The 24869-nt window shown below is 67.6% G+C and carries 22 protein-coding genes; 17 read left to right on the top strand and 5 right to left on the bottom strand.

Translation table 11 applies throughout. The features are described from left to right. Positions 1 to 270: 270 nt before the first annotated feature. The 5 genes from RD110_RS23410 to RD110_RS23390 all read left to right on the top strand — a co-directional run bounded on the left by RD110_RS23410 (position 271) and on the right by RD110_RS23390 (position 9511). Positions 271 to 4197 (top strand): hybrid sensor histidine kinase/response regulator, encoded by a 3927-nt coding sequence (locus RD110_RS23410; protein ID WP_083686521.1) that lies wholly within the window; start codon positions 271 to 273, stop codon positions 4195 to 4197. A gap of 37 nt (positions 4198 to 4234) precedes the next feature. Beyond that, positions 4235 to 6004, top strand: a complete 1770-nt coding sequence (locus RD110_RS23405) for an IlvD/Edd family dehydratase (RefSeq protein ID WP_076205561.1) — start codon at positions 4235 to 4237, stop codon at positions 6002 to 6004. Between the two features lie 130 nt (positions 6005 to 6134). Next, complete coding sequence (locus RD110_RS23400; protein ID WP_083686520.1) at positions 6135 to 8042, top strand: adenylate/guanylate cyclase domain-containing protein; 1908 nt, start codon at positions 6135 to 6137, stop codon at positions 8040 to 8042. A 12-nt stretch (positions 8043 to 8054) separates the two neighbouring features. Further along, a complete protein-coding gene (locus RD110_RS23395) occupies positions 8055 to 8582 on the top strand; it encodes an SH3 domain-containing protein (RefSeq protein ID WP_076202439.1) in 528 nt (175 codons plus the stop codon). After that, positions 8579 to 9511, top strand: coding sequence for a M48 family metalloprotease (locus RD110_RS23390; protein WP_076202436.1), 933 nt, complete (start codon positions 8579 to 8581; stop codon positions 9509 to 9511). Before RD110_RS23395 ends, RD110_RS23390 begins: the two co-directional genes overlap by 4 nt. A 6-nt stretch (positions 9512 to 9517) precedes the next feature. Here RD110_RS23390 and RD110_RS23385 read toward each other — a convergent pair whose 3' ends face one another. Further along, positions 9518 to 9715, bottom strand: coding sequence for a DUF3606 domain-containing protein (locus RD110_RS23385; RefSeq protein WP_076202433.1), 198 nt, complete (start codon positions 9713 to 9715; stop codon positions 9518 to 9520). Positions 9716 to 9920: 205 nt separating this feature from the next. On the opposite strand from RD110_RS23385, the gene RD110_RS23380 reads away from it, so the two are divergent. Continuing rightward, complete coding sequence (locus RD110_RS23380; protein WP_083686518.1) at positions 9921 to 11102, top strand: DUF3182 family protein; 1182 nt, start codon at positions 9921 to 9923, stop codon at positions 11100 to 11102. A 3-nt stretch (positions 11103 to 11105) separates the two neighbouring features. Continuing rightward, the gene (locus tag RD110_RS23375) at positions 11106 to 11933 is read left to right on the top strand and encodes an alpha/beta hydrolase family protein (protein WP_083686516.1); all 828 of its coding nucleotides are present in this window, start codon (positions 11106 to 11108) and stop codon (positions 11931 to 11933) included. A gap of 9 nt (positions 11934 to 11942) precedes the next feature. Here RD110_RS23375 and RD110_RS23370 read toward each other — a convergent pair whose 3' ends face one another. Continuing rightward, positions 11943 to 12866 carry a LysR family transcriptional regulator gene (locus tag RD110_RS23370; RefSeq protein ID WP_076202430.1) on the bottom strand — a complete coding sequence of 308 codons (924 nt, stop codon included), beginning with the start codon at positions 12864 to 12866 and terminating at the stop codon, positions 11943 to 11945. A gap of 100 nt (positions 12867 to 12966) precedes the next feature. Here RD110_RS23370 and RD110_RS23365 point away from each other — a divergent pair, with 100 nt between their 5' ends. The 4 genes from RD110_RS23365 (at position 12967) to RD110_RS23350 (ending at position 16329) form a co-directional block, all read left to right on the top strand. Further along, positions 12967 to 13896 (top strand): alpha/beta fold hydrolase, encoded by a 930-nt coding sequence (locus tag RD110_RS23365; RefSeq protein WP_076202427.1) that lies wholly within the window; start codon positions 12967 to 12969, stop codon positions 13894 to 13896. Beyond that, positions 13893 to 15305, top strand: a complete 1413-nt coding sequence (gene leuC / locus RD110_RS23360; RefSeq protein ID WP_076202424.1) for a 3-isopropylmalate dehydratase large subunit — start codon at positions 13893 to 13895, stop codon at positions 15303 to 15305. The genes RD110_RS23365 and leuC overlap by 4 nt, the downstream gene beginning before the upstream one ends. Next, a complete protein-coding gene (gene leuD, locus RD110_RS23355) occupies positions 15298 to 15978 on the top strand; it encodes a 3-isopropylmalate dehydratase small subunit (RefSeq protein ID WP_076202421.1) in 681 nt (226 codons plus the stop codon). The genes leuC and leuD overlap by 8 nt, the downstream gene beginning before the upstream one ends. A 114-nt stretch (positions 15979 to 16092) precedes the next feature. After that, positions 16093 to 16329 (top strand): glycine zipper 2TM domain-containing protein, encoded by a 237-nt coding sequence (locus RD110_RS23350; protein ID WP_076202418.1) that lies wholly within the window; start codon positions 16093 to 16095, stop codon positions 16327 to 16329. A gap of 28 nt (positions 16330 to 16357) precedes the next feature. Here the strand turns inward: RD110_RS23350 and RD110_RS23345 are convergent, their stop codons facing one another. Then, entirely contained in the window at positions 16358 to 16612 is a 255-nt protein-coding gene (locus RD110_RS23345; RefSeq protein ID WP_076202415.1) for a hypothetical protein, read from the bottom strand. Positions 16613 to 16774: 162 nt separating this feature from the next. Here RD110_RS23345 and RD110_RS23340 point away from each other — a divergent pair, with 162 nt between their 5' ends. Both RD110_RS23340 and RD110_RS23335 read left to right on the top strand, forming a co-directional pair. Continuing rightward, the gene (locus RD110_RS23340) at positions 16775 to 17503 is read left to right on the top strand and encodes a DUF2076 domain-containing protein (RefSeq protein ID WP_076202412.1); all 729 of its coding nucleotides are present in this window, start codon (positions 16775 to 16777) and stop codon (positions 17501 to 17503) included. Positions 17504 to 17586: 83 nt separating this feature from the next. Continuing rightward, positions 17587 to 18471, top strand: coding sequence for an esterase/lipase family protein (locus RD110_RS23335; protein ID WP_076202409.1), 885 nt, complete (start codon positions 17587 to 17589; stop codon positions 18469 to 18471). Positions 18472 to 18479: 8 nt separating this feature from the next. Here RD110_RS23335 and RD110_RS23330 read toward each other — a convergent pair whose 3' ends face one another. Continuing rightward, entirely contained in the window at positions 18480 to 19115 is a 636-nt protein-coding gene (locus tag RD110_RS23330; protein ID WP_083686513.1) for an HdeD family acid-resistance protein, read from the bottom strand. A 212-nt stretch (positions 19116 to 19327) separates the two neighbouring features. Between RD110_RS23330 and RD110_RS23325 the strand changes: the two genes are divergently transcribed. The 3 genes from RD110_RS23325 to lnt all read left to right on the top strand — a co-directional run bounded on the left by RD110_RS23325 (position 19328) and on the right by lnt (position 22585). Next, the gene (locus RD110_RS23325) at positions 19328 to 20044 is read left to right on the top strand and encodes a GNAT family N-acetyltransferase (RefSeq protein WP_076202403.1); all 717 of its coding nucleotides are present in this window, start codon (positions 19328 to 19330) and stop codon (positions 20042 to 20044) included. A 78-nt stretch (positions 20045 to 20122) separates the two neighbouring features. Continuing rightward, positions 20123 to 21007, top strand: coding sequence for an HlyC/CorC family transporter (locus tag RD110_RS23320; protein ID WP_076202400.1), 885 nt, complete (start codon positions 20123 to 20125; stop codon positions 21005 to 21007). Between the two features lie 9 nt (positions 21008 to 21016). Beyond that, positions 21017 to 22585, top strand: coding sequence for an apolipoprotein N-acyltransferase (lnt, locus tag RD110_RS23315; protein WP_076202398.1), 1569 nt, complete (start codon positions 21017 to 21019; stop codon positions 22583 to 22585). Here lnt and RD110_RS23310 read toward each other — a convergent pair. Further along, entirely contained in the window at positions 22582 to 23379 is a 798-nt protein-coding gene (locus RD110_RS23310) for a PEP-CTERM sorting domain-containing protein (protein ID WP_157900311.1), read from the bottom strand. The two genes, lnt and RD110_RS23310, sit on opposite strands and share 4 nt — an antisense overlap. 297 nt (positions 23380 to 23676) lie before the next feature. Here RD110_RS23310 and RD110_RS23305 point away from each other — a divergent pair, with 297 nt between their 5' ends. Further along, the gene (locus RD110_RS23305) at positions 23677 to 24756 is read left to right on the top strand and encodes a type II asparaginase (RefSeq protein WP_076202392.1); all 1080 of its coding nucleotides are present in this window, start codon (positions 23677 to 23679) and stop codon (positions 24754 to 24756) included. Positions 24757 to 24869 lie beyond the last annotated feature (113 nt).

Genomic DNA, 24869 nt, shown 5'->3' with positions numbered 1-24869 from the left:
CCGATCGGGGCGGAATCCGCCCCGACGCCCCGCCTTCTTCATGGAGAAGGATTGGGTTACAGTGTTTTACATTGTTAACCGCGGGCTGCGATGCCGAGCGAGACGGATGAGGGAAGCTCCGGTGGACGTCGTGTGCGACGCATCAGCCAAGGAGAACCCATGAAGCACGGAATCCGCTCGCCCATCGACGGCGCCCGCAACGCCATCTCGTCGCATCGTCGGTCGTTCAGCCAGGCCTGAATTCGCGACCCGCCGCGAGCGATCACCGCCATGAGCCACAGATTCTGGCGTTGGGTTCCAGCCTTGGTGGTGCTGGGTGGTTTCCTGCTCTCGGGTTGGGTCGCGCGCCAGCTTTGGCTGGACGAACAGGCGCAATGGCAGGCGCGGGCGCGGGCGGAGACCAAGCGGCTCACCGAATCGCTGCATGAAGCCATCGACGCTTCCTACGGTACGCTGTCCGCGCTCGCGGCGCTGGCCGAATTGAACCCGGACATCGAGGAATCCAGCTTTCTCACCGCGCTCAACAGCATGGAGTCGCGCGCCGCCAATGCGTTCGGGCGCGGCGTCGGCCTGTTCCAGCTGCGCAGCAACCGTTGGGAACTGCGCGCGGGCAGCGAGCGCGTGCCGGAGGCCCACCTGCTCGACCCGTTCGACCCAGAGTCGGGCAGCGCGCTGATCGCCGTGCTCGAATCCGCCCGCACGCGACCGAACGCGTGGACCATTTCCGAGCCCGTGACGCACAACGACGCCACCTACGTGCGGGTGGCCCTCGCGTTGACCTCCGCTCCCGAGATCGTGGTGGTGGGCACCGTGGACCTGGAGCGCATGGTCGGCAGCCTCCTGTTCAGCGGCGCCACCGACGGCATCCAGGCGCGGGTGTTCATCGACCGGGTCGACGGCAGCCACACGCCCTGGCTGCGCGTCGAAGACGAGGAGCCCGGACGCTTGATCGTGCCCACGCAGATCTTCACGGCCGGCGTCACCTTGGGCATCGACTGGATCGTCAGCCCCCGCTTCGGCGGCGCGCTGCGGCAGACCGCGGCCTGGACCGCGCTGGGCGCAGGTGGCGCGCTGTCGCTGCTGATGGGCCTGCTGTTGTGGCGGCAACTGCGCGCCAACGAAGTCGTGAGCCGGCGCGTGGAAGTCGCCACCGCCGCGTTGCAGGACAAGCAGGCCGAGCTGCGCCTGCTGCTCGAATCCACCGCCGAAGGCATTTTCGGCCTGGATGCGCAGGGCCGGGTGACGTTCGCCAACGACGCGGCAGCGGCCTTGCTCGGCCATGCCGACGCGGCAGCGATGATCGGCAGCGACGGACGGGCGCTCACTGGCGCGGGGGCCGGCCCCGGTTCCGAGCTTGATGCCGACCCATCGGCCCAGGGTGCGCCCTACTGGAACGCGGTGCGGCGCCTGGAAACCGTGGACAGCGAAGACGAGCAGTTCGTGCGGCAGGACGGCAGCCGTTTCTTCGCCGCCTACGTGGTGTCGCCCCTGCGGCGCCATGGCGCGTTCCAGGGCGCGGTCGTCGCCTTCTCCGACATCAGCGAACGCAAGAAGGCACAGGCCCTGCTGCAGGAGGAGCGGGCGCAACTGCAGTCCATGCTCGACGCGGCACCCATCGGCGCGGCCATCGAGGTCGATGGCCTGTTGCGCTTCGCCAACCGCCACATGCGCGAGCTGGGTGGCTTGCGGCTGGGCGAGCCGGTGGCCGGCATGTACGTGCATCGCGCAGACCGCGAGCGCGTGCTGGGCCTGGTGCAGGCCACGCCGGTGGTGCGCGACGTGGCGGTGCAGGTGTTCGCCGCCGGTGGCGAGGTGCGCGACATCCTGCTCACGCTGATGCACCACAGCTTCGAGGGCCGGCCCGGCCTGCTGGTCTGGCTCGATGACGTGACGCAGGCGCGCGAGGCCGAACGCGTGATGGACGAGGCCCGGCAGAAAGCCGAAGAGGCCACCCAGGCCAAGAGCGATTTCCTGGCCAACATGAGCCACGAGATCCGCACCCCGATGAACGCCATCATCGGCATGTCGCAGCTGGCGCTGCAGTTCCCGCTCGACGACAAGCCGCGCAACTACATCGAGAAGGTGCACCGCGCCTCCGAACACCTGCTGGGCATCATCAACGACATCCTCGACTTCTCCAAGATCGAGGCGGGCAAGATGCGCGTGGAGGCCATCGGTTTCGAGCTGGCCGAAGTCATGGACCACCTGGCGAGCCTGGTGGGTTTGAAGGCCCGGGAAAGCGGGCTGGAGCTGCACTTCGATCTGCGTGGTGCCTTGCCGATGGCTTTGGTGGGCGACCCGCTGCGGCTGGGCCAGGTGCTGGTCAACCTGGGCAACAACGCCGTCAAGTTCACCGAGGCGGGTGACGTGGTCGTCGGCATCGAGGAAGTCTCGCGCGGCGAGGGGCGCACCGTGCTGCATTTCTGGGTGCAGGATTCCGGCATCGGCATGACCGCGGCGCAATGCGCGCAACTGTTCCAGTCGTTCAGCCAGGCGGACGCTTCCATCACCCGGCGTTATGGCGGCACCGGGCTGGGCCTGGCCATCTCCAGGCGCCTGGTCGAGCTCATGCAGGGCCGGATCTGGGTGGAAAGCGTGCCCGGCGCCGGCTCCACCTTCCACTTCCACGCCACCTTCGGCCTGCCCGGCGCGCAGCGCATGCTGCATGCCGAAGAACTGGCCGGCGTGCGCGTCCTGGTGATCGACGACAACCGGCTCGCACGCGAACTCATGGCCGGGCTGCTCACCGGCTTCGGCATGGTTGCCGAACTGGCGGCCGATGGCGCCGAGGGCTTGCGTTGCGCCGTGGCCGCCCACGCGGAGGGGCGGCCCCATGCCCTGGTGCTGGTCGACTGGCAGATGCCGGTGCTCGACGGGCTCGGTTTCATCGCACAACTGCGCAAGACCCTCGCCATCGCCACTCCGCCGGTGGTGCTGGTCACCGCCTACGACCGCGAGGAGGCCCGGGTCGCGGCACAGCGCGCCGGCCAGCCGCTCGACGGCATGCTGGTCAAACCCTACACGCCGTCCAGCCTGCTCGAACAGGTCGGCCTGGTGCTGGGGCACACCGGCCTGGTCGAGCGGCCCGAGCGCCGGCGCAACGGCATCGACCCGCGCGACCATCGCCACCTGCGCGGCGCGCGGCTGTTGCTGGTGGAGGACAACGCCATGAACCAGGAGCTCGCGCTGGCCCTGCTTCAGGGCGCGGGCATCGAGGTGGTGGTCGCCAACCATGGCGCCGAGGCGCTCGACATCCTCTCGCGCGACGCGGCGTTCGACGGCGTGCTGATGGACTGCCAGATGCCGGTGATGGACGGCTTCACCGCAACCACCCGGCTGCGCGAGAACCCGGCCTGGGCCGCGCTGCCAGTGATCGCCATGACCGCCAACGCCATGGCGGGTGACCGCGAACGGGTGCTGGCGGTCGGCATGAACGACCACATCGCCAAACCGCTGGACGTGGCCGAGATGTTCGCCACCATGGCGCGCTGGGTCACGCCGCGCCATCCAGCGCCGGCTTTCGCGTCCGCCCCCGTGCTCGAGCCAGGGTCGGGCGCCGAGCAATCGCCGGTGCCTCGGGAGGCCGCCTTGCCCTTGCTGCCTGGCATTGACAGCGCGGCCGGCCTGGCACGCACGCTGGGCAACGATGCGCTGTACCGCCGCCTGCTGCTGCGCTTCCTGCAGGGGCAGGCCGGTTTCGCTGAGCGCTTCGTGGCGAGCCGGCGGGCGGGCGATCTTGAAACGGCGCGGCGCGAAGCCCATACCCTCAAGGGCACGGCGGCCAGCATCGGGGCGATGGCCGTGGCCAGCGCGGCGGCTGCGCTGGAACGCGCATGCGATGCAGAGAGCGAGGATGTCGACGACCTGCTGGACGCGGTGCAGCAGGCGTTGGCGCCGGTGCTGGATGGGCTACGGTCGATCGAGGCGCCCGAGCGCGCCGCAGGCGCCGACCGCCCGGACGTCAGCCATGTCGCCGCCCTGCTGCATCGCATCGCTGTGATGCTCAAGGACAGTGACCCGGACGCCATCGCGCTTGGCGAAGACCTGCTGGAGGCCTGCGGGGGTGGCGCCTGGGAAACGCAGGCCCGCGTCCTGCATGGCGCGCTCGAGTGTTACGACTTCGACAAGGCGCAGCCGCTGGTCGAGGCTTTCCTGCTCGGCCTGGCGCAAGGCAGCCCGGCGGATTCCACGGCATGATGCGGTGAGGAACACCAACCCCAACGAATGCCACGACATGCCCGACACCCCATCTCCCTGCGAACCCGGCGACACCGCCGACAGCCCGCATCGTCCCGCCGGCGGCATGCGCAAGGGACTGACGAGTTACGGCGACCAGGGTTTCTCGCTGTTCCTGCGCAAGGCCTTCATCAAGGGCGCAGGGTTTACCGATGCCGCGCTCGACCGGCCGGTGATCGGCATCGCCAACACCGGCAGCAGCTACAACCCCTGCCACGGCAACGCGCCGCAACTCATCGAGGCGGTGAAGCGCGGCGTGATGCTGGCCGGCGGCCTGCCGATGGACTTTCCGACCATCTCGGTGCATGAGAGCTTTGCCGCGCCCACCAGCATGTACCTGCGCAACCTCATGGCCATGGACACCGAGGAAATGGTGCGCGCCCAGCCCATGGACGCGGTGGTGCTGATCGGCGGCTGCGACAAGACCGCGCCGGCCCAGCTCATGGGCGCGGCCTCGGCCGGCCTGCCGGCGATCCAGCTCATCACCGGCTCCATGCTCACCGGCAGCCACCGTGGCGAACGCGTCGGCGCCTGCACCGATTGCCGCCGCTACTGGGGCAAGTACCGCGCGGGCGAGATCGACGCCGAGGAAGTGGCCGACGTGAACGACCAGCTCGTCGCCAGCGTCGGCACCTGTTCGGTGATGGGCACGGCCAGCACTATGGCCTGCATCGCCGAGGCGCTGGGCATGACGGTGCCCGGCGGTGCATCGCCGCCGGCCGTCACCGCCGATCGCATCCGCATCGCGGAGCAGACCGGCGCGCAGGCCGTGCAGATGGCGCGCGACGGCCTGTCCATCGACAAGGTGCTCACGCCCGCAGCCTTCGAGAACGCCATGCGCGTGCTGCTGGCCATCGGCGGCTCGACCAACGGCATCGTGCACCTCACGGCCATTGCGGGCCGCATGGGCCTGGAAGTCGACCTGGATGCGCTGGACCGCATGGGCCGCGAGACGCCGGTGCTGCTCGACCTCAAGCCCTCGGGCCAGCATTACATGGAGGATTTCCACCACGCCGGTGGCATGGCCACGCTGCTGCGCGAATTGAAGCCCTTGCTGCGGCTTGACGCGATGACCGTCACCGGCCGCACCCTGGGCGAAGAGCTGGAACGCGCCGGCCCGGGCTTTCCGCAGGACGTGGTGCGCACCATCGCCCACCCGATCTACCCGCAGGGCGGCATGGCGGTGCTGCGCGGCAACCTCGCTCCGGCGGGCGCCATCATCAAGCAGTCCGCGGCCGACGCCCGGCTCATGGAGCACGAGGGCCGCGCGGTCGTTTTCGAGAACCTCGAAGACCTGGCCACGCGCATCGACCGCGACGACCTCGACGTCACGGCCGACGACGTGCTGGTGCTGAAGAACATCGGCCCCAAGGGCGCCCCGGGCATGCCCGAGGCCGGCTACATCCCGATCCCGCGCAAGCTGGCGCGCGCCGGGGTGAAGGACATCGTGCGCATCTCCGACGGGCGCATGAGCGGTACGGCCTTCGGCACCATCGTGCTGCACGTCACACCCGAATCCGCCATTGGCGGGCCGCTGGCCCATGTGCAGAACGGCGACCGCATCCGCCTCAGCGTGAAGAACCGCGAAATTGCCCTGCTGGTGCAGGACGAGGAATTGGCCCGTCGCATGCGTGCGAACCCCGTGGTGGCGCCGACGGCCGAGCGCGGCTACCGCAAGCTGTTCCTGCACAGCGTGACCCAGGCCGACCAGGGTGTCGACTTCGATTTTCTGCGTGCCGCCACGATGGTGGGCAAGGTGCCGCGGTAGGCGGATCGCCCCGAAGGCCCGCTCCGGCAAGGTCAAAAGTTAAATTTGTGGCAAAAAGTAAGCAATTTTGAGGTCATGATGGCCGGTTCGGTTTGACGCTGGGGAAGCGTGCATTCGATACTTGTTATCAGTGCAAACCAAATTCTCGCTCCATCTTCATGCAATTCGCCTGAAATTCGGCCGAAAAGCGCTTTACGGCGTTCTGGGCCTGGCGCTGGCTTTGCTCGCTGCGCTGGAGTTGGGCTGGTGGCACAAGCTCGATGCGCTCGACAACCGTGTCGGCGACCGCATGCTGCGCTGGCACGCCAAAGGCCGGACACCACCGGCCGACGTGGTGCTGATCGACATCGACCAGCCATCGCTGCAGAACGTGCAGATGCTGGACGTGGCCGGCGCGTGGTCCTGGCCGCGCGTGATCCACGCCGAACTGATCAATGCGCTGGCGGCCCAGCACCCGCGCGCCATCGTGCTCGACCTGATCCTTTCCTCGCCCGACCGTTTCCGCCCGGAAAACGATGCGCAGCTGGCCAAGGCCCTGGCCTTCGAGCATGCTTTCGTGCCGATCATCCTCATGGAAGACGCCGCCCGCCAGGCCACCTTGTCGATGGCGCCGAAGGCCATGGGCATCCGCGCCTTGCCCGGCGCCGACCCGGCGGCCCATTACGGCATCGAAGGCCCGGCGGCCCTGCCGGCCGAGGTCTGGCGCACCGGCTACATCAACTTCGTGAAGGACCGCGACGGCATGGGCCGGCGCACCGAGACCGGCCGCCAGATCGGTGGCTGGTGGGTGCCGCACATCATCGGCCGCGTGGCCGACGCGCTGCAGCTGCCGCAGCCGGCTGAAGCCACGTTCCGGCTCAACTGGTACGGCAGCGAGTTCACGCGCATTCCCTATGCGCAGGCCTATCTCGCCAGCCAGAGCGGGGACGGCAAGCTTCCGTTTGACGCGCGCGGCAAGATCATCGTGATCGGCGCCACGGCCACCGGGCTGATGGACTTCGTGCCGACGCCGATCGACGCCACCACGCCCGGCCCGTTCCTGCTGGCCACGGGGCTGGCCAACCTGCAGGCCGGCGATTGGCTGCGCGCCGCGCCGCGCTGGGCGAATCCTGCGTTGGCCATTGCGCTCATCGCCGGCCTGTGCCTGTCCTTCATCGGCCGCGTGTCGCCGGTGTGGATCGTGGCCGCGTTCGCCGGCGTTGCCGCGGCGGCGCTCGGTGCGGCGTATGGCGCGCTGGCCGCCAACCTCTACTGGATGCCGGTCTCGGCCCTGGCCATGGGTGCTGCCGCCTTGCTGGGTTTCGGGCTGCTGTCCGCGCGGTCCGAGATGGGCCAGCGGCGCCACGTGCAGGCCATGTTTTCGCGCTTCGTCGATCCGCGCATCGTCGATCGGCTTTCGGAGGCCGACCAGGTGGCGCAGGCCGAGGTTTCCGCGAGCCGCGAGATCACCGTGCTGTTTTCCGACATCCGCGGCTTCACCAGCCTGTCGGAACACCGCCGGCCCGAAGAGATTGTGGCCATCCTCAACCGTTATTTCGAGATGCAGGTCGACGTGATCTTCCGCCACCAGGGCACGCTCGACAAGTTCATCGGCGACGCCATCATGGCCTTCTGGAGCGCGCCGGTGCAGCAGCCCGACCATGCGGCGCTCGCGGTGCAGGCCGCGCTCGACATGTGCGACGCGTTGACGCGCTTCAGCGAGGACATGGCCCGCGAAGACGCGAGCGCGCGCTTCGACATCGGCATCGGCGTGCACACCGGCCAGGCCGTGGTCGGCTTCCTCGGCACGGCCAGGCGGCTCGACTACACCGCCATCGGCGACACGGTGAACCTGTGCAGCCGCATCGAAGGCTGCACCAAAGGCGTGGCGCGCGTGCTGGTCTCCGAGGAGACGCGCCGCAGGTGCGCCGATGCCTTCGACTTCACGGACCGCGGCGCCTTCGAGGTCAAAGGCCGCGAGCAGACCGTGCAACTGTTCGAACCCCGCCCACGCGGCTCGTCTTCACCCGATTCCCTTTCCTCTCCATCTATCCCATAGCAGGACCAGCCGATGCTTATCCCATGGATCCATTTTCTGAAGGGCCTGATCGCGGCCGGGCTCATCGGCTTCGGCCTGGCCGCCGCGGCCCAATCGATCGAGGTCACCACCGCCACCGAACTGCGCGCGGCGCCCGCGCTCGATGCGAAGGTACTGGCTCGGGTGGGCCTTGGCGCCCGCGGTGAACGCACGGGCAGCCAGGGCGGCTGGGTCAAGGTGCGCATCGTCGAGCGCGAAGGCTGGCTGCGGCTCACGCACACCAAGTCGCTGGAGGCCGCGCCCGCCGTGGCGGCGCAGCCGGCGGTGGCGAACCCGATCACCGGCCTGGCGGGCATGTTCGCCGCCACCAGCAACAAGCCCACGGCCACCACCGGCACGCGCGGCCTGACGCAGGAACAACTGGCGAACGCGCAACCGGCGCCGGCCGAGGTGCAGCAACTCGAACGTTATGCCGTCACCGGCGACCAGGCTGCGCAATTCGCGCGCACCGGCAAGGTCGTCGGGCAGTCGTTCGAGCAATACACCGGAGCCGACAAATGAAGATCCAGCGCCTCGCCGCCGCGCTGTGCGCGACCTCGTTGTTGCTCGCCTCCGGCTGCCAGACCAACCCGGCCGCGCCAGGGCAGGGCGGCGTGCTGAACGGCCTGTCCTCCGCACTGTCGGGCAACGGCGGCAAAGGGAACGGCCTGGCCGATGGCATCCGGGACGTGATCGACGGCACCACGGCCGTGTTCAAGGACTACTCCGGCGCCGACCAGCAGGCCCTCGGCTTCGAGTTCTCCTCGGTGCTGCTCGGCGCGCGGCCACTGCTGCGCAACGATGCCGTGCAGCGTTACGTCAACCAGGTCGGCCGCTGGGTGGCGATGCAGGCCGAGCGCCCGCTCGACAAGGACGGCAAGGAGATCAACTTCGCGTGGCGCTTCGGCGTCATCAACTCCGATGCGGTCAACGCCTATGCCACGCCCGGCGGCTATGTTTTCGTGACCGTCGGCCTGATGCGCCAGCTCAACTCCGAAGCCGAACTCGCCGGCGTGCTGGCCCATGAGATTGCCCACGTCATGCGCGGCCATTATCTCGTGGCGATGAAGAAAAGCGGCTTCACGCAGATCGCCGGCGGCATCGTGCGCGCCAAGGCCGACAACGCCCAACTGAGTGAGGCCGTAGTCAACGCGGTGCGCAACATCTACGCCAAGGGACTGGACCAATCGGACGAGTTCGATGCCGATCGCCAGGGCCTGCTCTATGCCGCACGCGCCGGCTACGCACCGGCGGGGCTGCCAACCGTGCTGAGGATGTACGCTGCGAAAGGCTCGAAGAACGACAGCAACTACCAGATGTTGTTCGGCACCCATCCGGCTCCCGCCGAAAGGGCGGCCAAGCTCGAAACACTGCTCGGCGGCAAGTTCGGCGCGGCCACCGGCGCGACCAACGAGGCGCGCTTTGCCGCGATCAGGCGCATGCTGCGCTGAAGACGCTCAAGCGCTCGTTTGGGTGCGCGGACCGAGGCGTCGTCGTACTTCTTCGACATCGGTGCCGACCGCTCGCACCGCCTCCTTGAGCTCGATCTCGGTGCAATGCAGGGTGCGCGCCCAGTAGCGCACCTCGTAGTCACGGTCGATGCTGATGGGTTCGCTGGTGGTCGTGGGCGTGCGTTCGGTCTGAATGGGATTCATGGTGATTTGTCTCCGTCATGCTGATTTTTGCCAATGCCCCCGGTTCGTGCTGTAGGACGGCCCAGCGTGCGGTTGAAGGCTGTTGTCCGCACCGGCGGGCCCGGTGGCTGGGTGTAGGCGGTCACCCACAGCGCGGCTGGTGCTTGGCCGATGCACAGCGGTGGCCGATACGGCAGAGTGGAAGCCATCCACAGGGAGGCCCGCGATGACGCCAGTTCTTCAGCCCCACACCTCCATCGCGGCGCCGCACCGTCCAGGCCACGGGCTGCTGCTGGACTGCCGCCCGCAGATCGTCATGCCTTACACCCAGGGCCTGCGCGGGCATGCGAGCGACCATGAGAAGGCCACGCGCGACGAGATCGTGCGGCGTCTCGCGCTGCTCAAGGGCTGCGCCAGTTCCGCCGAAAAGCCGCAGGCCGAGTGGGGCGCGGCCGGCGGCGCCGTTTACCTGGTGCCGAGCGACACCCTGGTGGTAACATCCCAGGCCCACGCGCTCGGCGTGCACGGCGTGTCCGATCTCTTCGGCGGCGTGGTGCCGCATGCCTTCATGGCCACCAAGGCCATCACCCATCCGTTGTACAGCGCCGACGCCGCGGCACCCCCGCATTGGAGCGTCGATTTCCCGGCGCAGGTGGCGTCGGCCGTGCTGCCCGGTTTCACGGCCTTCTCGCGCGAGGATGCGCGGCTGGCGGCTACGGCGCTGCTGGCGCTGGGCCCGGTGCGCGTGAAGATGGTCTGCGAGACCGGCGGCCGCGGGCAGACGGTGGTGGAAGATCTGCTTGGATTCGACGCGTGCCTTGCGCCCGTCGGCGATGACGTGCTGGCGCAGGATGGCGTGGTGCTCGAACACCATCTCGACCAGGTCCAGACGCTGAGCGTGGGCCAGGTCAGCGTGGCGGGCACCGTGGCGTCCTATTTCGGCACGCAGCGCCTGACGCGCAGCAACCACGGCGCGATGGCCTATGGCGGCTCCGAGTTGACCGTGGTGCGCGGCGGCTTCGATGCGTTGCGCAGCATTGCGCCGAACGAGTGCGTGCGCACGGCGGTGCAGCAGGCCCTGGTGTACGACCGTGCCGCCAAGACCTGCTTCGACGGCTTCTTCGCGTCGCGGCTGAACTACGACGTCGCCCAGGGGCTGGATGCCGCGGGCCGCTGGTGCTCGGGTGTGCTCGAGCAATCCTGGCGCGTGGGCGGCGCCACCGGGGCGGAGATCGCCGCGCTCGAAGTTTTCGACGCCGCGCCGGACCGCTGTGCCGTGCGCACGCGCTGCATCGAGATCTTCGGCCCTTGCGAGCCACCGCCGGCGGACGCCGTCGTCTACTTCCAGGGCGAGGACAGCCAGGCCGGCCCGCTCACCAAATACACCACGGTTTCCAGGACGTTTTGAACCATGCCCACACGCCACAAGACCATCCACATCCCCGTCGGCCGGCGCAGCATCGCCGGCACCCTGGTCGCGCCCAACACCGTCGTGCCCGGCGTGATGCTGGTGCATGGCTGGGACGGCAGCCAGGAGCAGTACCTGGCGCGCGCGCACGAGATCGCGGCACTGGGCTGCATCTGCCTGACCTTCGACCTCAGCGGCCATGCCAGCGACAAGGCCCAGCGCAACTGCGTGACGCGTGAGGACAACCTCGCCGACATGCTGGCCGCCTACGACACCCTGGTCGGCCATCCGGCGGTGGATGCGTCGGCGGTGGTGGTGGCCGGCAGCAGCTACGGCGGCTATCTCGCCACGGTGCTGAGCGCGCTGCGGCCGATCCGCTGGCTCGGGCTGCGCGCGCCGGCGATCTACAAGGACGAGGACTGGCTGGTGCCGAAGAACCAGCTCAACAAGCAGGAAGTGGCGGCCTACCGCAACACGGTGATCGCGCCGCAAACCAACCGCGCGCTCGCGGCCAGCGCGGCGTTTCGCGGCGACGTGCTGATCGTCGAGTCCGAACACGACACCACCGTGCCGCACCCGGTCATCGAGAACTACCTCGCCGCCTTCAAGCAGACGCAGTCGATGACCTACCGGGTGATCAAGGACGCCGACCACAGCCTGTCGAACAAGGCCTGGAGCCAGTCGTACACGTCGATCCTGGTGAAGTGGGTGTGCGAGATGGTGGAGGGCGCGAAGGAGGACGCGATCCGGGCCAAGACTGGCGGCAAGCTGCCGACGAAGCCGGTGTTGCAGGAGGCGGAAAGCGACGACGAGATGTTATTGGGCCATTGAAATCAGGTCTCACCAGGTGCCGAGTATTGCATCGCCACGCGCGCGGTGCGGCGCAAAAGCTTCGAGCAGGAAGTCCACCAGTGCCCGGGTCTTGGCCGAGATGTTGTGTTTGGTCTGGAACACCAGGTAGATGTCGGATTCGGGCGGTGTCCATTCGGGCAGCACGGGCACCAAAGCGCCGCTGCGCAGCAGTTCGGCCGCGTCCCACTGCGACCGCATCAGGATGCCGTGGCCCTCGAGCGCCCAGCCCAGCACGGTTTCCCCATCGTTGCTGCTCAGCGGCCCGCGCACCTTGACCGTCTCCTGGCGCGCACCGCTGTGCAGGTGCCAGGTGCCGAAGGTCTCGTCGCCCTCTCGCAGGAAGATGCAGCGGTGCTGTGCGAGTTCACGCGGCGTCGCCGGTGTGCCGGCCTGTTGCAGGTAGCCAGGCGCGGCGCACAGCATGCGCCGGTTCGACGCCAGGCGGCGTGCCGTGAGCCGGGCATCGGGCAGTTCGCCGAAGCGCACCTGCAGGTCGAACCGCTGCTCGACCAGGTTCACCGGCCGGTCGTTCAGGTGCAGTTGAACTTCCACCAGCGGGAACGCGAGCGCGAAGCGCGACAGCACCGGCGCGATGCGGCGCCGCCCGAAACCCAGCGTGGCGCTCACGCGCAGCACGCCGCGCGGCAGTGCGCGGCTGCCGGCCACGCTGCGCTCCAGCGCCTCGAGGTCTTCGAGCACACGCGCGCCGTCGCCGAGGTAGATCTCGCCCTCGGGCGTGAGGTTGATGCGGCGGGTGGTGCGGTTCAACAGGCGCACGCCGAGCCTGCGTTCCAGCGCGGCCAGGCGTTTGCTGACCGCTGGCGGCGTCACGCCGAGCTCCTGCGCCGCGGCCGACAGGGAGCCCTGACGCGCCAGCAGCGAGAAAAATGCGAGATCGGAGAAGCCGTCCATCAGTGTCGATTCATAACTTGCAAGACCGGAAGCATTGCCATAATGGATATTATGAGGTGCGGATTCATGGATACGATCGAGTCATCCTTCAGGAACCACCATGTCCCTCACCACGACAGAGCCCGCGCCGCTCTTCCCGGGCTTCGAAGCCCGCGACATCCCGACCGACGATGGCGTACAGATCCACACGTTGACGAACGCGCCGAACCACGAGCGCCCGCCGTTGCTGCTGCTGCACGGCCATCCGCAGACCCACGCCTTGTGGCACAAGGTCGCGCCGAGGCTGGCCGCGCATTTCACGCTGGTGCTGGCCGATCTGCGCGGCTACGGCGATTCGTCCAAGCCATCGGGCGACGCGGACCACGCCAACTACAGCAAGCGGGTGATGGCGCGCGACATGCTGCGCGTGATGCAGTCGCTCGGCCACAGGAAGTTCTCGGTGCTGGCCCACGACCGCGGCGCCCGCGTGGCGCACCGGCTGGCGGCCGACCATGGCGACGCGGTGCAACGCATGGTGCTGCTCGACATCGCGCCGACCCTGGCCATGTACGAGCAGACCGGCGAAGCCTTCGCGCGCGCCTACTGGCACTGGTTCTTCCTGATCCAGCCCGCGCCGCTGCCCGAGCGCCTCATCGCGTCCGACCCGGTCGCCTACCTGCGCGAAGTGATGGGCGGGCGCAGCGCGGGCCTGGCCCCGTTCGACCCGCGCGCCTTCGCCGAATACAGCCGGGCGGCAGGCCTGCCCGGCACGGCGCACGGTGTGTGCGAGGACTACCGCGCCGCCGCCGGCATCGACCTGGAACACGACCGTGCCGACCGCGATGCCGGCCGCCGCCTGGCCATGCCGCTGATGGTGCTGTGGGGCGAAGAGGGCGTGGTGCACCGCTGCTTCAAGCCGCTGGACGAATGGCGCCGCGTCGCCGCCGACGTGCGCGGCGAAACCCTGCCCTGCGGCCATTACGTGGCCGAGGAGGCACCCGAGGCGCTGCTGGCCAAGGCACTGCCTTTCCTGACCGGGGCGGCCGAATGAAGACGCTGTACCGCAAGCTCGTCGATTCACACGCCGTCGCGGTGCTCGACGCGCAGAACGTGCTGCTGTTCTGCGACCTGCACCTGATGAACGAATACACCAGCCCGCAGGCCTTCGCCGGCCTGCACGAGCAGGGCCGCGGCGTGCCCCTGCCGGGGCAGAACGTGGCCGTGGTGAGCCACATCATTCCCACGCATCCGGTGATGAAGCGCGTGATCAACGATCCCGCCTCCGCCCTGCAGGCAAGCAACCTCAAACGCAACTGCGAACGCCACCGGATCCCGCTGTTCGACACCAACGATGTGCTGCAGGGCATCGAACACGTGGTGGCGCCCGAGCACGGCATGGTGCGGCCGGGCATGGTCATCCTCTGCGGCGACAGCCACACCACCACCTACGGTGCGCTCGGCGCGCTGGGCTTCGGCATCGGCACCTCGGAAGTCGAACACGTGCTGGCCACGCAGACCCTGGTGTACCGCCTGGCGCAGGACATGCACATCCGCATCGACGGCCAGCTGCCGCCCGGCACCACGGCCAAGGACCTGATCCTGATGGTGATCGGCCGCATCAGCGCGCAGGGGGCCCGCGGCTTCGTCGTCGAATTCAGCGGCAGCGCGATCGATGCCCTGTCGATCGAAGCCCGCTTCACGCTGTGCAACATGGCGGTGGAGGCCGGCGCACGCGGCGCGCTGATCGCCCCGGATGCCAGGGCCATCGACCACGTGCTGCAGCGGGCGCCCGACATCGACACCGCGGAGCGCGACATGGCGCTGGCCCACTGGGCCACGCTGCGCAGCGACGCCGGCGCGCGGTTCGACGTGACACATCGCTTCAACGCGGGCGAGGTGGTGCCCCACGTCACCTGGGGCACGAGCCCGGACCAGGTGTTGCCCATCGACGGCCTGGTGCCCGGCGTGGACCCGGCCTCGGATGCGGCCACGCAGCGCAGCACGGCCCAGGCGCTGCGCTACACGCGGCTTGCGGTCGGCGCGGCCCTGGCGGGCACGCCGGTGCAGCACGTGTTCATCGGCTCCTGCACCAACGGCCGCATCGAAGACCTGCGTGCCGCGGCCGACGTGGTGCGTGGCCGCCGTGTGGCCGCGGGCGTGCGCGCCATGGTCGTGCCGGGTTCGGGCGCGGTGAAGTCCCAGGCCGAAGCCGAGGGCCTGGCCGCGCTGTTCACCGGCGCGGGATTCGAATGGCGCCAGCCCGGCTGCTCGATGTGCCTGGCGATGAACGACGATGTGCTCGCCGACGGGGTGCGTTGCGCCTCGACCACCAACCGCAATTTCGAGGGCCGCCAGGGCCGTGGCGCCATCACCCACCTCATGAGCCCGGCCATGGCCGCGGCCGCGGCCGTCACGGGCCGGCTGATCGACGTGCGTTCACTGGAGCCTGTGCATGGATGAGATTTCAGTTCCCCATCTCGTCGCCGGCCGCGCCGCCGCGATCCGCATCGAGAACCTCGACACCGACCAGATCATGCCCAAGCAGTTCCTGCGCGGCATCGACAAGGCCGGCCTGGCCGACGGCCTGCTGTACGACCTGCGCTTCGACGCGCAGGGCCAGGTGCGGTCCGACTTCGTGCTCAACCGGCCGCAGGCCGCCGGCACGCGCATGCTCATCGCGGGTGCGAACTTCGGCTGTGGCTCGAGCCGCGAGCATGCCGTGTGGGGCTTGCAGCAATACGGCGTGCGGGCGGTGATCGCGCCCAGCTTCGGCGAGATTTTCTATTCGAACGCGATGAACAACCGCCTGCTGCTGGTGATGCTGCCGCAGGCGCAGGTCGAAGCGCTCATGGCCGAGGCCGACGCGCGGGCAAAGGGTGCGGAAATCGAAATCGACGTCGCTGCAATGCGCCTGCGCAGTGCCGACGTGGACACGGCATTCACTTTGTCTGACCGGCACCGGCGCATGTTCCTCGAAGGGCTGGACGTGATCGGCCTGTCGCTCGCGCACCAGGCGCAGATCGATGCATTCGCCGCACGCCACTGGGCGGCCCAGCCCTGGGTGCGGGACGTGGCCCGCAAGACGCGCGAACGGCTGGCGACATGGAACGCCGCGCCCGCACCGGGGGGATGACCCCGTCCGCCTGCGGCTGCCACTGCGAAAGCGGTGGTGGACTACAGCCCAGGCGCTTTCCGCGGGTTATGCTCGGCCCCCCCCATTACCACGCCCGCAAGGGTTCAGACCGACATGACCGCATTCACCACCTTGAAGAACTCCCTGCGTCCCCTGGCTGTGGCCGGCGTCACCACCGTGCTGGTGCTGAGCCTGAGCGCCTGTGCCGGCATGTCGCGGCGTGACACCAACATGGTCGTCGGCGCGGGTGTTGGCGCGGTGGCTGGCGCGGCGTTGGCCGGTGGCGCACTGGCCACGGTCGGCGGTGCGGCCGTGGGTGCGGTCGTGGGCAACCAGATCGGCCGCAAGTAACCGCAGGGCTCTGCGGCGGCCCGATGGTTCAGCCCGGGGCGCGCCGCAGCCACCACCACGCGGCGCACAGCGATGCGCCGACGAGGTACAGCAGCCAGGTCTGGTCGATCGCATACGGGTAGAGCATCAGCCCCACGCCGAGCCAGAGGCTGGTCCGGTCGTCGCATTTGCGGCCGTGGCGAAAAGCCGCGAGGCCCACCAGGCCGAAGACCACCGAGCCGAAGATGTAGGCCGGGCTCGGCAAGGTGAGGCCGAGCGATTGCAGAGTGGAAATGGTGTCCATCGTCACCCGAGCAGACCACATCGGCGCCGCGTTACCAAGCCGGCACGGCTTTCTTTACCTTCGCTTGACCATTTACCCCGGTTTTGGCCGCCGCAGCGCTTGAACAAATGCGGCCGGATGTCATCTGAGCGGTGTGGCATTCACATCAACGGAGGTCTCCCCATGAACACGTCGGAGCGTGAACAACTCGCGCAGTTTCTCCAGCAGCTGGTGCAAGCCCAGGCCGGCGCCAAGGACGCGGAGGCGCAAAGCCTGATCAGCCGCGCCATGGCCCAGCAACCCGACGCCGCCTACCTGCTGGTGCAACGCGCGCTGCTGCAGGACGGCGCGATCAAGGTCGCCAACGAGCGCATCGCCGCACTGCAGGAAGAGCTGAACCAGATGAAGCAGCCGGCGCGCAGCGGCGGCGGTTTCCTGGACGCGATCGGCTGGGGCCGGTCTCCGGCACCACCCAGCACGCCGGTTGCGCCGCCTTCACCGCAGGCGAGCGTGCAGCCGCCCCAGGCGCCGCCGTCGTATTACGCGCCACCGCCGGCTGCAGCGGCGGCACCTGCAGCCGCGCCTGGCTTCCAGGCCCCGAGTTTCCTCACCAGCATGGCCACCACCGCGGCGGGCGTGGCGGCAGGCGCATTCCTGTTCCAGGGCATCGGCCACCTGATGGGCGGCGGGCATCAGAATGCGGGCGCGTCGGCCTTTGGCCTGAGCGGACCGCAGGCCTTCGACGGGCTGGGCAACGCGCCGCAGACCGAGGTCATCAACAACTACTTCGATACCCCGCCGAGCGCCGACAGCCGACTTGGCGTGGACACGAGCGACCGCTTTCTCGACGCCTCCTCGAGCGGCGACGGATTCGATGGCGTCGACCTGGACCCGAACAACGACTGGACCTGATGGCCGACGCGGGCCAGGAGATGGGCGCCGGGGCAGGGCGGCGTCCGTCACGCCAGGGGTTTTCATCCTATAGTCGCCGCAGCATGCTCGCGCGACTGCAACAGCTCATCGTCTTCGGCCTGCTGGCGCTGGCTGCCGGCTGGCTGTGGCTTTTCCTGCCGGCCCATCCCTTCGTGGCGTGGGCGGGTGCGCTGCTGATCCTGCTGGGCTACGCCGTGGTGCTCGGCATCGAATTCATACTGCTCGCGCGCGGCCATGGCGCGGATGTAACGCCCCGCGCCAGCCGCGGTCAACTGTGGCGTGCGTGGTGGGGCGAGGTCCGTGCGATGCCGCGCGTGTTCTTCTGGCGCCAGCCTTTCTGGTCGAATGCCGTGGCGGATTTCCTGCCGGCGCAAGCCAAGGGCCGGGGCGTTGTCCTGGTCCATGGGCTGTTCTGCAACCGCGGTTTCTGGACGCCGTGGATGCATGCGCTGCGCGCACAGAACCGCGCCTTCGTGGCTGTGAACCTGGAGCCGGCCTGGGGCAGCCTCGACGCCCACGCCGGGGTGCTCGAAGACGCCGTGCGCCGCGTCACGGCTGCCACCGGCATGGCGCCGACCCTGATCGGGCACAGCATGGGCGGCTTGGTGGTACGGGCCTGGATGGCGTCCGCGCAGGCGCCAGCCAGGGTGCACCGCGTGATCAGCATCGCCTCGCCGCACGCGGGCACCTGGATGGCGCGATTCAGCCCGACGGTGCATGGCCGCCAGATGGGATTGCGCAGCGAATGGCTCGGTGCGCTGCAGGCCAGGGAAGCAGCGGCGGGTTATGCGCGGTTCGTCTGCTGGTATTCGAATGCCGACAACATGGTGTTTCCGCCCGCCACGGGCAGCCTGCCCGGCGCGGACAACCGCTTCGTCATCGGCACGGCCCATGTCGCGCTGGCCTTTCACCCGCGCGTGATGCAGGAGTCGTTGGCGCTCCTTTGAGCGTTCGGCTAGCGGTCGAGCTTGGGCTCGCTCAGCGGTGCGGGCCGGGTCGACAGGCCCGCCGGCCGCGTCACCACCGGGGGCTCCCACGGCATCTTGGCGATGCCGCGCAGGCGCAGGCCCACGCACACCAGCAGGAAGCCGAACACCAGCGCGTAGGCGGCGATGAGCCAGACCACGGCCAGCGCGCCGGCCGCGGGCGCGGCGATCATGGCGGCACCGAACAGCACCGAGATCAGGCCCGACGCCACCAGCATCCACTCGCCCTGGATCGATTTGCGCATGCGCAGCGCCGTAACGATCTGGAACAGGCCCATCAGCACGGCCCACACGGCGATGAACAGCAGCAGGCTCACGGCCGTGGCGACGGGCCAGATGAAGCTCACCAGGCCGGCCGCCACGCCGACCACGCCGACGAGGGCCATGGACCACCACGGCCGATTGCGTTCGCGAATCTGGTAGGCGGTGAGCAGCGCGATGAAGCCGTCGACGAAAGCGTACACACCCCAGCACAAGGCCAGCACCTGGAGAGTCTGGCCCGGCATCACGAACCCGAGCAGCCCAAGCGCCATCGCTACGAGTCCACGAAGCACCAGCCACTTCCACTGGCGTCCCATCTGGGTCAGAAAATAGTCTGTCTGCATGCGGTTCCTGGTGGGCTGTGATAAGGCGCGGGTTGGAGAGGGTGAGTGCGCTGACGCATCCACGATGTGCAATTTTGCCGTATTGTTTGCAATTTGTGTGCCTGCTGACTTTTGTGCAACACCTGTGCGGTTTTTGCAATCGGAGGTGGATTCGACGGGCCGACGGCGTGATTTTTGCCACGCAGATACGGGAGAACCCGTATATTTGAAGGATGCTCGCCACCAAGCCAACCACCCAGCTGCCAGCCGCTCCGGCGCGCGGTCGCTCCGGTCCGCCGGACGACGGCCCGCGGCGCGCCGCGCCGCTGATGGTGCCGATCCGTTCGCTCGGCATGGCGCACCGCGAGCGCATCGCCCAGCACCTGTTGGCGCTGGCGCCGCACGACCGCTACCTGCGCTTCGGCTATCCGGCGAACGACGAGCAGATTCGCCGCTACACCGACGGCCTGAATTTCGATGCCGACGAAATCTTCGGCATCTACAACCGCAAGCTGCAGCTGATCGCCATGGCGCATCTGGCGTTTTCGGTGAACCCCGACTGCCGCGCCTGCGCCGAATTCGGTGTGTCGGTCTCGGGCCATGCGCGCGGACGCGGCTTCGGCGCGCGCTTGTTCGAGCGGGCCGCGATGCACGCCCGCAACGAAGGTGTCGAGCTGCTGTTCATCCACGCGCTGAGCGAAAACACGGCCATGCTGCGCATCGCGCGCAATGCCGGCGCCAAGGTCGAGAAGGACGGCTCCGAGGCCGAGGCGTTTCTGCGCCTGCCCGCGGCCACGCTGGACAGCCGGATGACCGAGATCGTCGAGGAGCAGATCGCCCTCACCGACTACCGCCTCAAGGCCCAGGCCAAGCAGTTCTGGGACTTCATCGGCGGGCTGCAGGAAATCCGCAGCAACCTGCGTGCGGGGCGCCATCGTTCGGGCCCGTAGGCGTCAACGGGCCGGTCGTGCGCCCATCTAGGCTATCCTTGGGTTTCCTCAACAACCGCACGTCCTGCACCCAAGGCTGTGTCAGACCCGTACCCCGCGCGTTCCTCCTCCCTGCCCGAGAAGGAAGACAAGCGCAGTTTTCTGCAGAAACTGGCCGAATTCATCCACCCCGGGCCCGACTCCCGGGCCGAGTTGATCGAGACCCTGGCCGAAGCGGAAGACAACCAGATCATCGGGGCCGAATCCCGCGTCATGCTCGAAGGCGTGATCCGCATGGCCGACATGACCGCGGGCGACGTGATGGTCGCCGCCACCCGCATGGATTGCCTGAACATCGACGCCAGCGGCGACGAGCTGATGCACCAGGTGATCGACACCGCCCACTCGCGGTTTCCGGTGTTCGAGGGTGAGAAGGAAAACATCATCGGCATCCTTCTGGCGAAGGATCTGCTCAAGTTGCAGCGCGCGCCCGAACTCAACATCCGCGCGCTGCTGCGCCCGGCTGTGTTCGTGCCCGAATCCAAGGGGCTGAACGACCTGCTGCGCGAGTTCCGCGGCAACCGCAACCACCTGGCCATCGTCATCGACGAATTCGGCCGCGTGGCCGGCCTGATCACCATCGAAGACGTGCTCGAGCAGATCGTCGGCGAAATCGAGGACGAATTCGACATCGCCGAGGACGAGGGCGACATCTTCGGCCTGGCCGACCGCACCTACCGCGTGAGCGGCGACACCCCCATCGAACGCGTCAACGAAGCCTTCGGGGTGCACCTGGTCGGCTCCGACCCGGAGGACACGTTCGACACCATCGGCGGCCTGATCGCCCACGAGATGGGCCACGTGCCCCGGCGCGGCGAACACCTGGCCCTGGCCGGCCTGAACTTCGTCGTGCTGCACACCAAGGGTGGCGCGGTGCGCTGGTTCAAGGTCTCGCCCGTGCAGGACGACGATCCCACCGGTTGACCTCAGTCGATGCACTTTTTGTCCCGTGGGTCTGACCGCATCCGACCGGTCGCGCTGTCGTGTGCCCTCCTTGCCGGCCTGCTGCAGGCCGCGTCCATGGCCAACCCGTTCGACGGGCGGCCGCTGTGGTGGCTGCAACTGCTGTCGATGGCGGGCCTCGTCGGACTGGTCGAATCGCGCGCCACGCCGAAACACGCGGCGCTGACCGGCTGGGTCTTCGCCACGGCCTGGCTCACCGGCACCTTCTGGTGGCTGTTCATCTCGATGCACACCTACGGCGGCCTGGCGGCGCCGCTGGCCGTGGCAGCCGTGGTGGGGCTGGCCGCCGTGCTGGCGGTTTACTACGCGGTGGTTTGTGGGTTTTTCAGGGCCTTCGCGCCCGCCAATCCTGCGCTGCGTGCTATTGTTTTTGCGTCCTGCTGGCTGTTGGCGGAGCTCGCGCGCGGTGTCTGGTTCACCGGTTTTCCGTGGGGGGCGGCCGGGTATGCGCACCTCGACGGACTAGGTGTGTTCGCGCGGTACGTCGGTGTCTACGGCATCGGCTGGATCGCCGCCGTGCTGGCCTGCCTGTTCGTTGACGGGCTGCGCCGCCCCCTGGCCATGCGTTCCTGGGGGCCGTTGCTGTTGATCGGCGCCGTCGCAGTTGCCGCACATGTCTTCAAACCCGCAGAGGCGCCCTCCGGCGGCAAACTGCCGGTCACGCTGCTGCAGGGCAACATCCCGCAGGACGAGAAGTTCGAAGCCGGTACCGGCGTGGCGGTGGCGTTGCAGTGGTATGGCGAACAGCTGAACACGGCGAAGACGCCGCTGGTGGTGGCGCCCGAGACGGCGCTGCCGCTGCTGCCGCAGCAACTGCCGCCGGGCTACTGGGACGCGCTGCAGCAACGCTTCCGCAGCGGTGCGCAGACCGCGCTGATCGGCGTGCCGCTGGGCAACCGCCATGACGGCTACACCAATGCGGTGATCGGCCTGCAGCCCGGGCTGCCTTCGATGTACAGCTACGCCAAGCACCACCTCGTGCCGTTCGGCGAATTCATCCCGCCGCTGTTCAAGTGGTTCACCGAGATGATGAACATCCCGCTGGGCGACTTCAACCGCGGCGCCGTGGGCCAGGCCTCGATGGCGGTGGCCGGCCAGCGGCTCGCGCCCAACATCTGCTACGAGGATCTGTTCGGCGAGGAGCTCGGCGCACGGTTCAGGGATCCGGCCCAGGCGCCGACGATCTTCGTCAACGTGAGCAACATCGGCTGGTTCGGCGATTCGCTGGCGATCGACCAGCATCTGAGCATCTCGCGCATGCGCACGCTGGAGTTCGAGCGCCCGATGATCCGCGCCACCAACACCGGCGCCACCGCCATCATCGACCACCGGGGCGTGGTGGTGCAGGAACTGCCGCGGCTCACGCGCGGCGTCCTGGTGGCCGAGGTGGAAGGCCGCGGCCTGGGCGGCGCCCAGGGTTGGGAGATCACGCCGTTCGCCTGGTGGGTGTCGCGTTTCGGCCTTTGGCCGCTGTGGGCGCTTGGGGTGCTGGGGCTGGTGGTGGGATGGTTTACACCTCGGCGCTCAGCGGCGTTCTAACCCATCTGAATCTGCGGTTCAGTTCGTATCGTTTTTCGTATTCCCAGAAGGCCGACTAGAGCCGCAACGAACAAGGGCAGGGATCCGGGCTCTGGTACCTCAGCGGTAGCCAAGGGCGACATGCTTAGGTAAGTGAGCCGGCCGAAGATGTTCAAGCTGCCTTCGTCGAAGATTGCACCATCTGGGCAGCCATCAACGACGTAGGCGCACATGTATCCCGAATTCGAAAAAATGATTTGCGATGAAGCCGGGTCGAAGTGTTGCAAATCAGGTAGCTGTTCAAGGTTCAGGACATCGCCGATCCAACTTGTATCTCCATAACCGATGAAGCTGAGACTGCGCCCCGTGGCGGTGTAGTACGCATCGCCCGAAATGTTCACGATCTCAGTACGGGAGGCAGCAACTCCGACGCGGTAACTGGACACCGGGCCCTCAAGTGCTTTACCCACCCAGGAGCCTTCGGTCGGCACTGTCAACTTACCGTATGTATGACCATCGTAGGTGATCGAAAAACTGGACACGATGGAAGCGTCGGCGGTCCCATTGGTTGTTCGATTCGCCTCGTAGTGACCGATCTGGGCCGGGGCGTTCATTCCTGCCGAAAGAACCCCCTGGCTTCCGTCAAAAGTGATCGAGCCTGAAAAACTGTGCCCAACGGGGGTGCCTACCCACTGACCGTTTCTAGGGTCCACTACAGTGCCACTCTCGACGGTGCCCGCGAAGTACACAGTCGTGGGCGCGGCGAGGGCAAAGCTGGATGCTGCTAGTGCGATGATTGCAATGAGTGATTTCATTAAATATTTTCTGATTTGTAGACTAAGTAAAATTTTCGTATGCAAGTTTAATTTTTTTAATTTGCACCGATTAAGTGTGCCGTACCTTAGTCATCTTGTTTGGGTCATCTGAACATCAACAACATTCTGTAACCAGCCTCGCCATGAGGTTATGCGCATGAGGCATGGCTCTTGCGTACCACATTTCGGGGCACCTCGCTACCATCGGTCACCCTCCGGGCTGTGCGGTTTTTCTGCTTTGCGGGCCGGAGTGGCGTCCAGACGTCCTCGTCTTCATCCACTTCCAATGGAGCTTCCATGCAAGCGCGTTCAATATTCGGAAAACTCGTAGCGGGCGTGGCGTTTGCCACGCTGTCGGCGCTGACCAGCCTGGCCCATGCCCAAGCCGCCAAACCCAACGTGGTGATCCTCGCCACGGGTGGCACCATCGCCGGCGCGGGTGCCTCGGCCCTCAACAGCGCCACTTACGCGGCCGCCAAGGTCGGTGTCGAAAAGCTGATCGCCGGCCTGCCCGAACTGGGCACCGTGGCCAACGTGCGCGGTGAACAGGTGTTCCAGGTGGCCTCCGAGAGCCTGACCAACGACAACCTGCTGACGCTGGCCAAACGCGTGTCCGCGCTCGCCAAGCAGCCCGATGTCGATGGCATCGTCATCACCCACGGCACCGACACGGTCGAAGAGACCGCCTACTTCCTGACGCTGACGGTGCACACCAGCAAGCCCATCGTGATGGTCGCCTCGATGCGTCCGGGCACGGCCCTGTCGGCCGACGGCGCGCTGAACCTGTTCGACGCGGTCAGCGTGGCCGGCAGCAAGGACGCCATGGGCAAGGGCGTGCTGCTGACCATGAACGACAGCATCGAAAGCGGTCGTGACGTGAGCAAGAACTTCAACATCAAGCCCAGCGCTTTCGTCAGCCAGTGGGGTTCGCTCGGCATGGTGGTCGAAGGCAAGAACTACTGGTTCCGTGCGCCGGTGAAGCGTCACACCATGAATTCCGAGTTCGACATTGACACCATCACCTCGCTGCCGAACGTCGAGATCGCCATGGGTTACGAAGGCGTGTCTCCCACCGCGATCGAAGCCCTGGGCAAGAGCGGCGTCAAGGCGCTGATCCACGGCGGCCCGGGCAACGGCTCGGTGGCCGACCGCATCGTGCCCTATCTGCAGAAGGTGCGTGCCGATGGCGCCATCGTGATCCGCAGCTCGCGCGTGCCGGACGGTTTCGTGATCCGCAACGCCGAACAGCCCGATGACAAATACGACTGGGTGGTGGCCCACGACCTGCGCCCGCAAAAGGCTCGCATCCTGGCCATGGTGGCTCTGACCAAGACCAGCGACACGAAAGAACTGCAACGGATCTTCTGGGAGTATTGATCCCAGCCAGGCCGTAGCACGGCCTTGCGAATCGAAACCCACGCCGGGCGACCCGCGTGGGTTTTTTTATGGCCGGCGGAGGGTTTGGCACAATTCTCGCATGTGAGAATTAT

It is taken from the genome of Rhodoferax koreense (assembly GCF_001955695.1).
In the GTDB taxonomy this organism is placed as follows: Bacteria; Pseudomonadota; Gammaproteobacteria; order Burkholderiales; family Burkholderiaceae_C; genus Rhodoferax_B; species Rhodoferax_B koreensis.
Note: the sequence above shows the minus strand (reverse complement) of the source record. Positions and strands in the feature narration are given on the sequence as shown.